At 56.5% G+C, this 15,712-nt stretch carries 10 protein-coding genes and 1 pseudogene; 4 read left to right on the plus strand and 7 right to left on the minus strand.

What is annotated here, in order from left to right; all coding sequences use genetic code 11:
- The 4 genes and pseudogenes from BUB53_RS19930 to BUB53_RS19945 form a co-directional block, all read left to right on the plus strand.
- Positions 1 to 231 (plus strand): annotated as a pseudogene (locus tag BUB53_RS19930) (type II secretion system protein E); the annotation flags it as partial.
- Complete coding sequence (locus BUB53_RS19935) at positions 228 to 422, plus strand: hypothetical protein (protein WP_057821931.1); 195 nt, start codon at positions 228 to 230, stop codon at positions 420 to 422. The pseudogene BUB53_RS19930 and the gene BUB53_RS19935, both read left to right, overlap by 4 nt.
- Positions 419 to 832, plus strand: coding sequence for a hypothetical protein (locus tag BUB53_RS19940; protein ID WP_057821929.1), 414 nt, complete (start codon positions 419 to 421; stop codon positions 830 to 832). Before BUB53_RS19935 ends, BUB53_RS19940 begins: the two co-directional genes overlap by 4 nt.
- Positions 833 to 844: 12 nt before the next feature.
- Positions 845 to 1,921 (plus strand): TrbL/VirB6 family protein, encoded by a 1,077-nt coding sequence (locus BUB53_RS19945; RefSeq protein ID WP_057821927.1) that lies wholly within the window; start codon positions 845 to 847, stop codon positions 1,919 to 1,921.
- Positions 1,922 to 2,058: 137 nt separating this feature from the next.
- Here BUB53_RS19945 and BUB53_RS19950 read toward each other — a convergent pair whose 3' ends face one another.
- The 7 genes from BUB53_RS19950 to BUB53_RS19980 all read right to left on the minus strand — a co-directional run bounded on the left by BUB53_RS19950 (position 2,059) and on the right by BUB53_RS19980 (position 15,700).
- Positions 2,059 to 2,751, minus strand: coding sequence for a competence protein CoiA (locus BUB53_RS19950; protein WP_082647578.1), 693 nt, complete (start codon positions 2,749 to 2,751; stop codon positions 2,059 to 2,061).
- An 11-nt stretch (positions 2,752 to 2,762) separates the two neighbouring features.
- Entirely contained in the window at positions 2,763 to 4,970 is a 2,208-nt protein-coding gene (locus BUB53_RS19955; protein WP_057821923.1) for a hypothetical protein, read from the minus strand.
- Between the two features lie 95 nt (positions 4,971 to 5,065).
- Positions 5,066 to 7,237: a DEAD/DEAH box helicase gene (locus BUB53_RS19960; protein WP_057821921.1), complete on the minus strand. Its 2,172-nt coding sequence runs from the start codon at positions 7,235 to 7,237 to the stop codon at positions 5,066 to 5,068.
- A 5-nt stretch (positions 7,238 to 7,242) separates the two neighbouring features.
- Positions 7,243 to 8,550: an ATP-binding protein gene (locus tag BUB53_RS19965; protein WP_073037478.1), complete on the minus strand. Its 1,308-nt coding sequence runs from the start codon at positions 8,548 to 8,550 to the stop codon at positions 7,243 to 7,245.
- The gene (locus BUB53_RS19970; RefSeq protein ID WP_073037480.1) at positions 8,543 to 11,071 is read right to left on the minus strand and encodes a tellurite resistance TerB family protein; all 2,529 of its coding nucleotides are present in this window, start codon (positions 11,069 to 11,071) and stop codon (positions 8,543 to 8,545) included. Before BUB53_RS19970 ends, BUB53_RS19965 begins: the two co-directional genes overlap by 8 nt.
- Positions 11,072 to 11,486: 415 nt before the next feature.
- Positions 11,487 to 14,561, minus strand: coding sequence for an AAA family ATPase (locus BUB53_RS19975; RefSeq protein ID WP_057821959.1), 3,075 nt, complete (start codon positions 14,559 to 14,561; stop codon positions 11,487 to 11,489).
- Positions 14,558 to 15,700, minus strand: a complete 1,143-nt coding sequence (locus BUB53_RS19980; protein ID WP_057821957.1) for an exonuclease SbcCD subunit D — start codon at positions 15,698 to 15,700, stop codon at positions 14,558 to 14,560. The genes BUB53_RS19975 and BUB53_RS19980 overlap by 4 nt, the downstream gene beginning before the upstream one ends.
- Positions 15,701 to 15,712 lie beyond the last annotated feature (12 nt).

Genomic DNA, 15,712 nt, shown 5'->3' on the forward strand with positions numbered 1-15,712 from the left:
ACTGGCCATGGCGGCTCAATGACCACGCTGCACGCAGAAACCCCGCAACTTGCCGTGCAGCGTCTGGCCATCGCCGCACTCAAGACCGAGATCCCGATGACCTATGCCGACATGATCCAGTACATCGAGAACTCCATCGACGTAATCATCCAGGCCGGTCGCCATGATGGCAAACGCGGGATCACCGAATTCTACCTCCCCGGCAACAATGAGATCGGAGCTTCCCAATGAAAACCTTTGAATACGATATCCTGTCCTTTCCCATGACCCGCAAAACCAGTCTTGCCGACATGCAGGCCAGCCTAAATGTGAAGGGGGCCGAAGGCTGGGAGGTCGTGTCGATCAGCTCCTCGGAATTCGCCAACGTGGGACACACGGTCTTCTTGAAGCGCGAAACCACGGCCATCGGAGCAACGGCATGAAGCAGGCGCGGTGTCTCATTGCCCTGATCGCGATGGCCCTGAGCCTGACGGCCGCGCCCGCCTTCGCCGAGCGCAACCTGGTGCCGACACTTGAGCCCAGTTTCAACGTCTGTCCGGACCGCCCGGCGGAACCTACCTGGATGCAAGAAATCCCCCTGCGCCAGGCCTATCAGCGCGTATTGGTCCAGGACATCTACCGCGCCCAGAACCTTGAGCGGATCGTCGAGACCGGAAGCTGCGCCTGTGAAATCCGCTTCCCAGCTTGGGACGAGGCCGAGGCCACCTTCCGCGATCACCACCCCACCGCCGAACGGTGGGAAATGCTGCAAGCCTCGGATGTCTACAACCGCCGCGCCAACGACGCCCGTCTCGAGGCCAAAGCGATCTGCGAAGCCGCGGGCAACTGGTGAGGCACAACCCCGATGAGCGTCGTCACCTATTTCGTTGAAACCTCACAGGGCTACCTCGATACCGCCGCCGAAACCCAGTTCGGATCTGTCGCGGCGACGGTTGGCACGCTGCTGGTGCTGGGAACAACGCTGGTGGTGATCCTCGTCTTCCTGAACATGATCTACCAGTACAAGGCGATGGACGGGCGCACGGCTTTTTGGCTTGCAGTCAAGATCGGGCTCATCGGGATATTTGCGACCAATTGGGTTCAGTTCAACGCGCTGTCTTCCGCCATCCTTGCCGGGATCGACAGCATCGCCGGCGCACTTGTCGCTTCGGTCGGGGGCGGCAGCCCCGGGCCCTCCGGTACTTTCGCGGAAGAGTTCGATCGGCTGATCTCGGAACTCGGCGATTACCTGAACGCCGCCGGTTCCGAGCTGAACTGGATGGCCGGTGCCATGCTGGACATCGTCGGTGTGCTTCTGCTCTCGATCCTCGGCGGGCTGGCCGCCTTCATCTTGGTAGCCTCTCGGCTGATGATCGCGCTCCTGATCGGGATCGCCCCGGTGATGATTTTCCTGACGCTGTTCGAGGTGACCAAGGACTATTTCGCGCGCTGGCTGTCGGCGCTGATTTCCTTTGCGCTCTACCCCATTGTCGTCGCAGGCGTGTTCGCAACGATCACAGGGGTCTCCTCAGCCCTCATCGGCGAACTAGGCGACCCCGAAGGGGCCTCAAACATCGGTGCGCTCATCCCCTTCTTCATGATGGTGCTCATGGCCAAGGGATTCATCATCGCAACACCCTTCATCGTCCGCGCAATCTCCGGCAACATCATGATGCCCGCCCTCTCCGGCGGTCTCGGTGGCGGCTACAGCTTCACCCGTGCCGCAATGGGCAGCCAGCAGGCCTACAACCGCTACCTGATCGGTGGCGCCAGTGGTGCGGAATACGCAGCCCTCAGGGCTCGGCAGTTTTTTGGGGTACAGCAGATGCCTGTGCGACAAGGCATGGGACAGACGGGTCAGGCAAGCGGCGCAGGATCATCGGGGGTCGGGTCCCAGATGCTGACGCAACTGGCTAGGCTTGGAAGGTTGGGGCGACGGTGACGGGCTAATGAAAACAACCCTCCAAAAACCGCAAAGGTACTGCTGGTGAACTTCTACGGGCGGTTTTCATATCCAAAGCGTTGATTTTAGTAGACCAGGATAGCCGCCAAAAACGACTGTTTGCGACCTGAAGTTTATTAGAATCTTCTACGCCTTCGATAGCCACGCTGGGTGGGTTCTGCGAACTGAACCACTGGTAGCGGCCTCCCTTCACTAATCAACCTAGCGAACTCCACCTTTGGGAAGTCGAAGAGATAACGGCTTCTGCCTTGTGCGGCTGTCAGCAAGCATAGATTTTCGCCGCCAAAGTCAAATCCGACGATCTTGCCCAATGATCCCCATTCTTTGAGAAGCCGTGTTTCCTCGCAATAAACGGTGTAGATATCAACGCCGTCGAACCGTTCCGGATAGTTTTCTGACAACATACGTTCATATTGGATCAGATCAGTTGGGCGGCGGGTTCCATCGATAATCCAAATTACTTGACCGTAGAAATCTGTGCGCTTTCTTACCTCAGCCGACTTGATAGCAGAGTGCTGGAACTCGATCACAAGGCCATAGGGTGTTTTGATATCCGCAATATGAAGCTCGCCAGTTTCATCGCGAGCTGGCACCTCTTGCCAGTCGGTGAGAAACCGGTTCTTCCAGTCGCGATGCCACTCGGTTTCGTTTTCCCACCAATGATCACAATGGCGGCGGCCTTTGTGCGCCCAATGCCAGACCTTCTTGGTCCCGCATCGAGCTAGCATGGCGGCATTGCAGCCTGGGCAGTTGCCCAAGGCACCAGGCGTCGCCTCAACTCGTTGACCATTCAAAAGTGCAAAACGCATTCCGATCACGCCTAGTTCAAATCTGACTTTACGTTCTGGTACAACGTCACCAACTCGGCCATGCCCATGTCTAAGATTGGCTCATACATAAAGGAATTGAGATGTATATTCGCTGGCGTGATTAGATTAACGCGGCGTAGAAGGCCTATTTTTTCGGCTTCATTATTGAACAAGTCTTTGAATTTTTGAAAAATCTTCCCCGTCTGCTTATTCGAAACATCAAATTCTTCCTGCGCAGAACGGATCTTCGCGACCATGTATCGCTCGGCTCGCATTCTGATCGCGATTGACAGAGCGATCTTGTGCTCAAGATTGATGCCATCGGCAACTTTTTCACACTCATCGGCCGTGGCGAAAAGATGCTCAATAATTGGCTGCGTCAGATCAACATCAGGGAAAGTACACCCGCTCAAATGGCGTTCGAATACAGCCTTGTAGTCCTCAATGGTGAGGGCTTCAGTTTCATCTTTGTAGTGGAGCATCCTGGTAAGCTGAAGGTAGTCAGCATTAGGATTCCCATCGGCATCTTTTGGGCCAAGCGTGTACTCGATCAAATTACGTAAGAACGGGATATAGGCAATTAGAACGGACGGTTCCGCCAATCTGCCCTGCCACTTACGAAACGGACTCTGGATATCCGTCCGCTCGAATGGCTCAAACTTGATCCCATCATCAGATCGAAACGCCAGCCGACACTGATGTGCTGGACAGATATCTCTGTTTGAAACTGTTCGAAGGAAATCAAAGTTGTGAGTCAGGACGATGGCAAGGAAATTGGTGTCTTCGACCTTGGTTACATCCTCCAAGAAGTCGATGATCGCGAACTTGTTCTTGTAGTCAAACGAGTCAGAAATGTCGTCAAAGACAAAGAGGGTCTTGGTGCGGTTCTTCCATCGCACGAATACCTCATACATAATATCAAGTATGTACAGCGCGCGGCTTTCACCTGTGCTTAGCGCTCGGAGCAGTTCTTGCTTTTCGGATGAAGCATAACGCCTCTCATCACCTGCATCTTTGATGATAAAAGCAATCGAAGGAGCACTTCCTTTGAGGATCGCATCGGCCTTATTCTCAACGGAAAGTTCAAATGGCAGGTAGAGAAAGCGACGATTGAAATCTGCCACTACAGCATCCCAATCACCTCTGCTGCTGTCCGCGTCTGCGATGATTTCAGCGAGAGCACTTTGACCAGTTCGATACTCGGATACCAGCGCTTTGTACTCATCAAGTGCAGCCCGAAGATATTGCATCCAAAGGTCACGTTTCAGGCCTTTCGGTTCGTTTAGCATAGGCAGAAGGTGTTTATTATCTGTGATATAGTCTCGGAAAGCCTGCAGCTCCTTATTTTTGAGCTTTGAATTGAATGTGTCGAATTTCTTCGCCACCGCCTCATCGTTCAAGACGCGAAGCTTCTCCTCTTCGATGCGCTCGCGAAGAGATTGGTCCGATGAAACCTCTTCCTTCTGATCCGTGTTTTCATCCGCCAAGCTGATGCTATGTCCAGCGTTAAAAAAGTTGTTCGCTTCGAGTTGCTGCTGAACCTGGGCGACATTGTGATACTGAAAATCCCTTCGAAGGATTGGCGATTGTTCGGTTATCTCGTCATACTTTTGCGCAAAGTCCTCGACCGCAGCCGCCACATCTTCGCTGGCAAGGAATTGCTGAACTTTTGGGTCGTACAGGATTCTGTAGTCGGCTTTGCCGAGGTCCGATTGATGAAGTTCGTTGAGCTCGTCCTCAATCGCAGAAAGTGCCTCATAATAGCTGCCGCCGAACACATCCTCGATAATCGGGTCTAAGTTCTCCCGTGATCTCTCTCCAAACCCCGCAGCGTTCCTGAGAGCTTTGTCCAAAGCCTTTTTTGCTTCGCCAATCGACTGATGGATTTTTTCGTACTTCGTTCTGAGTTCGGCGTTCGCAAGAAGAGTGGACACCTGACTTGAAGAGAATTTGTCATCGTAGGATTTAACGACGAAAATTTCCTCTTTCTTAATGGCTTCGCCATTCAGGGTGATCTCACAAGTAGGTTCGCGATCCGGGAAGTGCAGGTCCTTCGGCGAATTGCCTTCCGAAAGGTCCATCATTGTCTTCGCAAACGATGTTTTCATAACACCGTTCGGAGCGTAGATCGCGTAGCCTTTGTGCTTAAACTCCAGCTCTGACTCAAGTTTTCCAATTCCATAACAATATCTTAGATTTATGTTCAGCTTATCGGCCACGACATTCTCCAAATGATCTCTGCGCCCCCAAAGGCCATTGCATTTGGCCCTAGCGGTTCAGAACGTGCAAGGAAACAACCTCTGCTTCCCACCGCTCATGCCTGAATGATCCTTTCAACCAACGTTGGAAGAATTTGAGGAACAAGCTTCGAACTGGCTGCATCCAACTCCAAGAGCGGCTTCGACAGGTACGGATGAAACTTCTCCGACACGAAGTTCCCTGCTCCCGCGAACAGATCGACAGGTTCGCCAGATCGAATATGCGTTAGTGCCGTTTGAAGATCGGGGGTTTCGTCCCCTGCCTCCACCAGCAGAAACCCGTCATGCTGTTCAACCAAGAACCCCTTACTTCTTAGTGCGAGCGCGAGAGTTGACGTCTTCACCGTTCCGACCCGCGTTGCGATGATCGATGTACGTTCGCCAAAACTGTAGATATTCTTGGTCCGGAACCCGAGTTGCTCATAGTGGGCGCGCGCTTCGTCTAGCATCTCTAGCGAAACGGCCTCCATGTAGGGTGGACTGATACCCCGCTCGAGCACACTGAACATTCGGTCTATCACCTTGTCATAAATGTCGCCTGCATCGCCGCCGAAGACTGGAGGCACACCAGCCTTCGCGGGTTTGACGATTATGACCTTTTCACGATCATGAATTTCTTGAACAACCCAACGCCGCCCGGAAAAAATCAACAGCATCCCCGGAGCAAGAACATTGTCGATCGGCAAGGTTCCAAGATCCCGCCCCTCTGCAACCAAACGGAATTCCTCAGGTGTCTGGAACACCGCATAGAAGCTGTAATGCTCGACCAGCTTCTCGCCTGTCGGGCCCAAGAGTAACAGCCCACTTCCGGCCTGTTCGATCAAACCGGTTTCAGGATGGCCAATCGCACGCAACACATCGGCGAACACCTCAGTCGTGACCCTTCGAAAAGGACCCTCGCGGCACAGTACATTGTAGACCACGCTTGCGGACGCACCGCCGCGCTGCGCGATAACCGACAGTATCTGATGAACGAGCGTCGAAAGATGAAGCGCTTGCGGTTTTGGCGGTTCGCACCAGCCTTCCAGCAACAGATCTATCATCGCGATAGACCTGATCAGGCCCAAGCGAAGTCGATCGACGAAACTGCTCTCCGGCGACAATTTGGCTTCGACGGCGTACTGTCGGAGTATAGCAGGTTGTCCTTCACGCCGGCCTGATCGCCCGAGCCGTTGCCGCAACGCTGCTACGCTAAACGGTGCCCCTATTTGAGCCACACAGGTCACATCACCGATGTCGATTCCAAGCTCGAGGGTCGACGTGCAAATCGCAGTCGTCGGCTTCGCAGGATCCTTGAGCCGCCGCTCCACGAAGTCACGGTGATCTCGGGAGAGGCTCGCGTGGTGGGGGTAAAATTCCTGCGGCAGGTGTTCTCGCTCGCAAAGCTCCCGCAACCGATCTGCGTAGATCTCCACCCGCTGGCGCGCTCCGGCGAAGACCAGGTTGTCGCTGCCTCGAAGGTGTTTGAAAAGATGGGCTGCTATGGCATCCGTTGCGGATGGACTGTTTCCATCTTCATCGCCTGAGAGGTAGCCGCGAAGCTGAAGCCTCAATTCAGCCTCGCCGCCATCTGCTTCGATCAGTTGGACAGAGCTTGCTGCGTCAGGGCGAAGATAGGCCTTGGCGAGGTCCATGTCGCCGAGAGTGGCTGACAGACCTATCCGACGGATTGGGCGCTTTGTCGCGAGCTCGAGCCTTGTGAGCAGTGAACGAAGCTGGACACCACGTTCGCTATCTAAAACCGTGTGCAATTCGTCGATCACGACTGCCCGCGTGGCCCCAAACAGGCGAGCGATTTCCAAACCACGACGAATGAAAAGTGCCTCAAGGGACTCTGGGGTTATCAGCAGGATCCCTTTTGGAGATTTCAACGCGCGCGTCTTGATCGATTGCGAGACATCCCCGTGCCAGGGAACAACCGGAAGCTCTGCTTCCTGGCAGATGCCCTCCAGCCGTATGGCCTGATCCGTGATCAAGGCTTTCAGCGGACCGATGTAGAGTAGATCGAAGCCGGTGCCGTCGCACGGCTCGTCAAGCACCTGTGAAATCAACGGCAGGAACGCCGCCTCCGTCTTTCCGCCCGCCGTTGAAGCCGCAACGATCAAATCGGCATTAGTTTCGCAGATCGTCCGGATGGATCGCGCCTGGATGTCGCGAAGTTCGCGCCATCCTTTCTGGCGTATCCATTTCTGCACAGGCCTCGCCAGTCTGTCGAACGCACTGCTCATCGACGTCAGAGCTTGAAGCTGATCAGGTCATCGTCACCGGGGTCTTGGGCACCAGTCGACTCGTCTACCTCGGTCATGTCTTCGCCAAGGTCTTCGGAGACTTCGATCTTTTCGATCAGATCACTCCATTCGACACCGGGGTTTTGCTCGAGCACGGAAAGCAAGTTCACGAATGCGGTCACCGTATTGCGCGGCGTGCGGAAGTAAGCTTCACCGATCCGGTCCGAGCAATGCGCCATGAAGGCCTCGAGCGCGTCGTCCGGCAGAGCAACGGCGTCGTCCTGCATGATCCGCCGGACATTGGCCAGAAGTACGAAAAGGTCTTCAGGGGTCAGGCTGGCGAGCCGGACAACCGGTCCTGAAAGATCGACCAATCCGTCTCGCGCGAAGGTGTTCTCGGCCAAACGTGATTGAAGGGCTTCGTAGCTGTAGAGCCCTCGACGGGTGTTCATCAGAAACTCCGGGGTCCCGCCCATGAGAAATCCGAGGTTCTCGGCACTGCCCTGCAGCACATCATTCAGGATCCGGAGTATCTGTTCGTAGTTTGCATTGCGGGCCTGCGACGATGTGAGCTTGTAGAGGTTCACCATCTCGTCAAGGCCGACCAGCAATCCTTTATATCCGGCCTCGCACACGAATGCCGACATCAGCTTCAGATGGTCATAGACACTGGAGTCGTCGATGATTGTTCGTACGCCAAGTACTTTGCGCGCGTCGGTGCGTGTCGCGAATTCACCGCGCAGCCACCTCAGGGCTGCGGATTTCAACTCGTCGTCACCGGTTTCATGGCCTTCCCAATATCGGCGGATGACTTCCGCGAACTCAAACCCTCCGGTAAGTTCTTCAAAGTGGCCAAGGCGTTCACGAATGACGGTCCCCGTAGGCAAATCCCGTTCTTCAGCATCTCGGTGAGCCTGGCTGACAAACCGTTCCACCACGCTGGCCAATGCCCCGCCATCGGGCTTTGTCCGCGTCGAGAGGTTTCGGGCCATCTCCGCATACAGCCCCCGAGCTTGTCCGCCGGTCGCGTGAATGCGGCGATCCGGCGCCAGATCCGCGAACATCACGACCAGGCCTTTCTCCAAGGCGACGAGGCGGATCAGGTTCATGAAGAACGTCTTGCCCGATCCGTATTCCCCGATGATGAACCTGATTGCCGATCCGCCATCGGATATCCGGTCCATGTCCTTAACGAGCTCTTCAATCTCCCGGACGCGGCCGACCTGAATATGGCGCAAACCTAGCTTGGGCACGACCCCGGCCCGAAGCGCCTGTACGATTGCATCGCGTTCACGTGGTTTCAACTTAGACATCCCTGCCCTCCGCACTCATCTTTTCTTTTACCGCCTCCGCAATCTCCGGGGACATGTCATATCCATCATACTCGTCGAGAAGCGCTTCATCGTAGGTCTCAAAAGCCCATTCATTCACAACTTCCAGTGCCCCGGACGCCATCAAGCCATGCGAGGCGCAGATCGTCTCGAACTCTGTGTCAGACCAATGCTCCCGAGTAACTAGTTCGAGGACAAGGGCGCCGTGTTTCGGGTCAAGCCCCGCCAGCTGGCTTTGGCTGGCGGGCCCAGACGCACCACTTTCTTCCTCTTCGACATCGAAAATCTGACCGAGGACGGACGACACGCGCTCAGTGTCCGAACGGATTGCTGCGATCCGCGACGCGTCGAGTTTGGGTCCGCTGGCTTTTTCAAGATCGGGTATCGCTTCGCCCGGGCGACCCGGTTGCGAGGCACGAACAGCGCGAGGACCATCCGCGACTTCGCCAGCATGCAGATCCGAGTAGGCAAGCGCAGGATCGAGGCCCAAAGCCTTGTAGATTTTCTCGATGCTTGCGACTTCGTCGGAGTGAATAATGCCATCGGCATGTGCTGCACCAACCAGTGCTGCCCGCATAGCGGCCTGGCTGTCTTGGCCCACATCCTTCAATTTGCGCCGCAGAAGCGTCATGTCCGGCGGCACGGCCAAGAACCATTCAAGGTTTGCACGCAGCCTGCGGCGTTCCTGATCGCTGAGGGCCGCGGCGGAAACCTGATCCTCCAGCGCCCTGCGCTCGGGCTCCGCGATGCGACCATCCGCATGGGCGACGAAGGACCCGAGCGCTAGTTCCATAAGAGCGTTTCGATAGCTTTCGGAAACTTCCTCCAGTCTTTCGATGGGTTCACCCAAGCTAAACAGCACAACAGGTTCCTCTGCCTTGGGTGATCGGAGTGCAAACCGAGGGTCAGGTGCGAGACCAAAACCCAGGCGCGCGAGCGCGTCGGCCGCTCCTGTCATCTGCCTTTTCGCGATCTTCTCGTTCGTTTCTCCCTCCAGCCGTCCGATGACCTCCTTGAGCGGCACCAATCCCCCTCGATCGACGACATCGCTTGCCCAGAATTTCAAGCGGTCCATTTCCTCAGATGGGAAGGCTTCCCAAAGTTCAGTGGGCATCAAAGCATGCGCTTCAACGCTTCCGCGACCTTCAGGATTTCGGCCCAGGAAGCGACTGAGCTTGTCGAGATCGTTCATCACCTCATCAGCCAGCTCCTGAGCAATCTCGATCGGTTTGCGCAGGCCGGAAATATCCGGGACAGGCTTGCCATCCAAGGTTGGGTTGGCGGACCCCTGAAACTCGCTGGAAGCGGCCCGATAGGACGCCGTGAGCTTCTTCCTAGGCTTGGTAACTTTTAGTCCGTCCGGAAATCGTTCATCAAATCGCATGCGGAAGAGGGCGATGAACTCGTCACGGCACCGCGTCGCAGGAGTTCTAAGATTGCCTTCGGGATGGCAGATGAACCAACTCAGCAACCAGTCCGCAGTCAGGTGCTCGCCTTTGTCGATCCGAACTCCAATTGCGTATTTGAGTGAGAACGGAAGTTCCCAGCCCTGCTTCTCGAAAATCGGTTCGATAGCGTCGAGGTCGGTTTCGGCAAGCATCGCAATGTCGAGGAACTCACCCAGATAGCGTCTGACCGAGTGGTTGTCAGGGTAAAGTGACTGCAGCCGCCGAACTTCTTGGACGATATCCTTGGCATCTTCGTCGGACTGATCGACGAAGAAGCGACGCTCCAGCCCGTAGAAGTACAGGAACATGTAGCCGGGGTTATAGGAGGCGTCGCTTCGCCCACTTGCCAACCACTCCAAGTAGGTTGCCCGACACTGGGGTGAGATATCCGAGTATCCGGGCCAATACGGCATGCCATCGCCAGCCTTGTCCCTGCCCGAGCGCGCGACCGACAGGGATGGATCGATATAGGCTCGGCATTTGTCACGATACCCGTAGGAGTTCAGCAAGGGAGGCGTGCCAACATAGACCATGCCGCCGATGCTGCGGCCCGCGACGCTAGCTGTTTCGCTAGAAGGGACCCACCCGCTTTTCTTTGTTCGGGACAACCTGCTCGATGCAACTCGCCCAGATTGTTTTCTTTCAGCGGCTGCCGCAAGAGCTGGTGCCGCAGACTTTCCGGCCCGAACGATCTCGGCGTAGTCCTGCTTCGGTGGAGAAAAGGCATGAGTCGCAGCCGATGCCTTGGAAACACTAGCTTCGCGAGTTCGTTCGCGTTCACGCCCGACACGTTTATTATACGCATTTGGAGGCACTACCGGCGCTGAATTCGATTTTGGTGTTTCCGAACTCTTTGCGCCGCCATTTGTAGCGGCAATTTTTCTAGATCGCCGCCTTTCTTGCCACCAAACCAAAACGATGGGCGCTCCCAATGCAAAAAGAACTTGGCTGCCGTCCGACCAAGACTGCAATCCAAGTGTAACAATTACCAAAGCAGCAAAGAAATAAATCGCTAGAAAAAATGTAACTCGAAAAACCTTCCATACAAAACTCATCAATAAAATCTCCAAACTGGCCAGTTCGATCTCTAGAGAACGGCGCCCACATCTCAACCTCTAGGCGATTTTTCTCTGCTCGAACAATCGAATCCCCAGTGGGGGTGCACATTTCAGCAGTTTTCGAAGAGGTCAGGCGTGTTCGTGTCACGAACTCGGCTCAAACCTTCGCCAACATGCAAACATGGGTGCTTTATCCTATACAATCCCTTCGCGCCCTCAAAATGAGCGCTGCCACCATTGGGCATATGGACCGTGACCACGTCTGCACCGCATATGGGGCACTGATGCCGGAAACTGCGCTGGCGCTTTGCCTTCGAAGAAGACTGTAAGACCCAGCTTTCTCGAACGTCGGTAGTGCCACCATTTGGCAAGTGCCGCGAATGAGCTCGCCGTCGAAACCAACGAGGATCCATCAGACCACCCCCCTTTCCTCTATACTACTCCCAGACATCCCTTTTCTGACATAGAAGCCGTTTGGGATCGCCTCCTGGACGAGCGGTACATGCGAAATCAGACCCACGGCACGGTTCTGTCGGACGATGGAGTTGAGGACCTGTAGGACCTGGTCGAGCGTGCCGGACCCATTTTCGGTGTCGAGGCTTCCAAACCCTTCGTCGATGAAAATCGTGTCGAGCCGGACCTTGCCGCTCGCCGCTTCGACCACGTCGGCAAGACCAAGTGCGAGAGCGAGTGCCGCAATGAACGTCTCGCCGCCTGAGAGTGTGCTTGTAGCGCGAGATTTCCCGGTGTGCGCGTCAAACACCTGTGTGCCAAGGCCTCGTTTACCTCGCCCTCCATTCTCCACCTCGCGCTCAAGACTATACTGATAGTTTGTCATTGGGCCGAAGCGTAAGTTTGCCGCTTCCAGAATCTGGTCGAACATCGCGCCTATCGCGAATGTCTCCAAGGTCAATCTTTGCGAGTTCTGCCCGTTCACCAGCGCAGCTAGTCCGCGCAGCGGGCCTGATGCCGCTTCGGCTTCGTCAAGCTTGCGCAGCGTCTCTTCCATCCCCTTTCTAAGCCGATCCAAATGATCGACACGGGTCTGGGCGGCAACGCGTTCTTCGGTCGCCCTGCCGAGTGCCTCAGCATGGATCTGGTGCGTTTCCCGCAGCGCTTCGATGTCAGGCCGGGACATGCCTTCAATCGCAGAGGCAGCATCTGTGACTGCATCAGACGCACTCTTGTGCTCACGCCGGTAGGTCTCGACCGTTTCTCTATCTTCATCGAGAGTTTCGATGGCTGGCTTGAGAGACTGAAACGCCTCTGCTGTGAGGCCAACTCCAGCCAGTCTTGTTCGGAAAACCTCCGCCGCCTTCTGATGGCGCGTCTTGCAGTCCGCGAGCGCCTTGTCCGCGCTTTCGAGATCCTTGACTGCGCCGAGTGCCTTTTCGCGCGCGGAGTTCAGCGCTTTTTCTGCCGCGGTCCGCGCCGCCTGAAGTGACTCCAGCGACCCGGTCACATTCTTAAGTGTGGCCGCGAGCACCGTCACATCGCGCAGGTTCTCCGGCACCTCGGCAAGCTTGCCATCGCGGGCCGCCTTGGCCTCGGTTGCCTTGTTCCGCCGCTCATCAAAGCGATCACGCAACTCATCGCGTTTCCGCTCCAGTTCCTCGACCTGCAATTCCAGTTCGTCAATCCCTGCCTCCGCGGCAAGAATGTCGACGCGGGGCCCAAGAGCTGCGAGTGCGGCGTCCTCACGACCGATCTGCGCCGCGATGACGTCCGCAAGCTCCTCTGACTGCTGCAGGGTGGACAAGCGTTTCTTTCGCTCCTCGAGCGTCGCTTGTACCCCGATCAGTGCTTCGCCGGCTTGCCGCGCTTCGCGATCGGCCGCCAGCCATGCGTCTCGCGTCTCTCGGAACGCCTTGTCCAGGCCAGCACTGCCGATGTCGCCCGTCGCAGGAGCGGGATGCTCGGTCGCGCCGCAGACCGGACATGCCGACCCTGCTTCCAGTTTCGTCGCAAGGTGCAGCGCCTGTGCAGCCGCGAGATTTCTTTCGGCTGTCTCAAGATTATCTCGTGCCTTCTCGGCCCTTCCTGACGCAGCTTTCGACTTCCGAAGCTGTTCTTCGACAGCGGCCTGAGCCGTCGTAACATCCTGCAAGGCGCCCTCGTAGGACTTGGCTGCCAGATGCCGTTGGTCGAGTTCTGCGCGTCGACCCACGATCTCGGCGCGCTTCGTCTCGGTCTCACGCGCGACTTTCAGCTCGGCGTTTTTCGAGATGCGCTTCTCCTGGAGTTTGGTCAGTTGTGCCTTTGCCGCCTGAAAAGTGTTGTCGGCGTTCTGCTGCTCTTTCAGCGCGGTTTCGACTGCCTGATTGCTATCGGCTGCTGCCTCGAGGATTCGACCATATCTCTCCAGTTCGTCGCTTCTCCGGCGCAGGGTTTCGACCTCATCGGCACGGTCTTCCTCGTGCCGGAGCGCCTCTGCCGCCTTTTCTGCTTCTCTGGCAGCAAGCTCGCTGGCCTCGTCAGCCTTTTTGCGCCCGCCCTCGGCTTCACCAACCTCGCGTTCGGCATCCCTCACTCGCTCCTCGACATCGATCAGACCGCGCGCGCGCTCGGCTTGTCGGACCTGCTCGGCAAGCGCCTCGATATCGTCCTTCCGCGCCTCAAGTGCGCGAAGCCGTTCGTTCATCTTTTCGGCCGTCGCGAATTTTTCTTCGATCGCCTCCGCCTGACGCACTGCTTTCTCGGCAGCTTCCGCCGTCGCCTTCCCGGTTTCTTCGTTCGCGCGTAGCTCTGCACATTTCCCGGTTGCGGCTTCGATGCCCGAAATCAGTGCATCGGTGCTTTCGAACCCTTCTGCCATGAGTTGTTTGATGCAGAGTGCACGTTCCTCCCGCACCTGCCGTTCAGCCTCATCGGCTGCGGACTTGAGATCGGCCATGAGCTTTTCGTAAAGCGAGACATCGAAGAGTTCTCGCAGGATTTCGAGACGCTCTTTTGTCTTGGCCGAAAGGAACTTCTCGAAGCGCCCTTGCGGCAGAAGAACGATCTGGCGAAATTGCTCTGAGCCATATCCGAGCATCTCGATGACAGCCGCGTCGACGTCGCGCACCTTCTTCTCGGCCACGATCTTGCCCCGCGCCGCGTCTGTAATGTCGTCTAACGACATACCGGTCGCATCGAACAGGTAAGCTTCGTGTGCGCTCCGCGTCTCGCCTTCACCGCGTGCCTTGGGTCGCATCTGGTCGGGTCGGCGAAGCACAACATATCGCCGCTCACCAATGTCGAACACGAACTCCGCCTCGGTCATTACATCCGGATCGGCGTGATCCGAGCGCAGCGACGGAGCCTCTTGCTCCGCCTTCGCCGCTTCTCCGAAGAGCGCAAAGGTCATCGCGCTGAAGATGGTCGACTTGCCCGACCCTGTCTGTCCGTAGATGCCGAAAAGACCCGCCTCGACGGCATCCCGAAAGTCGATAACCACCCGACCCGGATAGGGACCGAACGCCTGAAGTGTTAACCGAACAGGTCTCATTTCACATCCTCCGTCTCCCGCAGGCGACCGAGTGCCGACGCTACGACCTCCAGTTCCTTCTCTGAGAACCCTTCGTCCCGCACGTGTTCAACGAAGTCGCCAATGACTTCGACAGGGTTCGCGACCGCCAGGGCACGTCCCGTTAAGGACTTTACTTCTGGCGCCTGTTCATCCCGCTCGTAGATAAGTTCACAGGCGTTCGGGAACACGTCGCGGATGCGCTTCATTCCATCGATCACAGGCGCATCATCGGTAAGCACGGCTTTGATAAAATCGTCAGATCGGTCTGCGAGGAGAAGTTCTGCGTGACGTCCCTTCAAGACGCGCACATGGCGAATGGGTGTGAAGGGAATGCTCTCAATCGTGGTTTGCCCGACTGCATCGATCTCGACGAGGCTCATCGACTTCTGGCAGTCAGATTCATCAAACCCGAAAGCTAATGGCGATCCCGAGTACCGGATATGAGGGGCACCAACCGATTGCGGCCTGTGCAGATGGCCAAGAGCCACATAGTGGGCACCCTCGAACACGGCCGAACTGACTGTCTCGATGCCCCCGACCCTGGTGAGAGGTCGTTCACTTTCGCTGCTCGAAGCCCCGGCTACGAAAGCATGCGAAACGACGACCCAACGCGTACCATCGGGAATGTTACGCCGACCGCAAGCCACCTGAGCCGCGAGAACGTCCTCGGGCGTGTGGAGAGCTTCGTCGGAAAAACATTCACGGGCGGCATACTCGTAGGCGAAGGGCAACCCTGTGAACGCCACAGGTCCGTGGGCGTCCGTGAGGACCAGCGGTTTCTCGTCCGCACTGATCGCCCCACGTATTAAAGCGCGTCGTGTGTCTGTCATGATCGCCATAGATGCGATTCGATCACCAGAGTCGTGATTGCCGGCGATCATCACCACAGCCGCGTCAGTCTCCGAGGCAACGCGCGCCAAGAACCCATTGAACTGCCGCACGGCTGACGTCGGCGGGGCAGCCCGGTCAAAAATATCTCCTGCAATTACAAGAACATCAACGTCGCGGGAGGTGATCGCCGAAACGATCTGGTCGAGTATTGCTGCGTGATCGGAATCGAGAGGAATCCCGTTGAACTGACGCCCGAGATGGAGGTCGGCGGTGTGAAGAATCCTCATGGCAATAGTCCG

The sequence above is a fragment of the Roseovarius pacificus genome (genome assembly GCF_900142665.1).
GTDB lineage: Bacteria > Pseudomonadota > Alphaproteobacteria > Rhodobacterales > Rhodobacteraceae > Roseovarius > Roseovarius pacificus.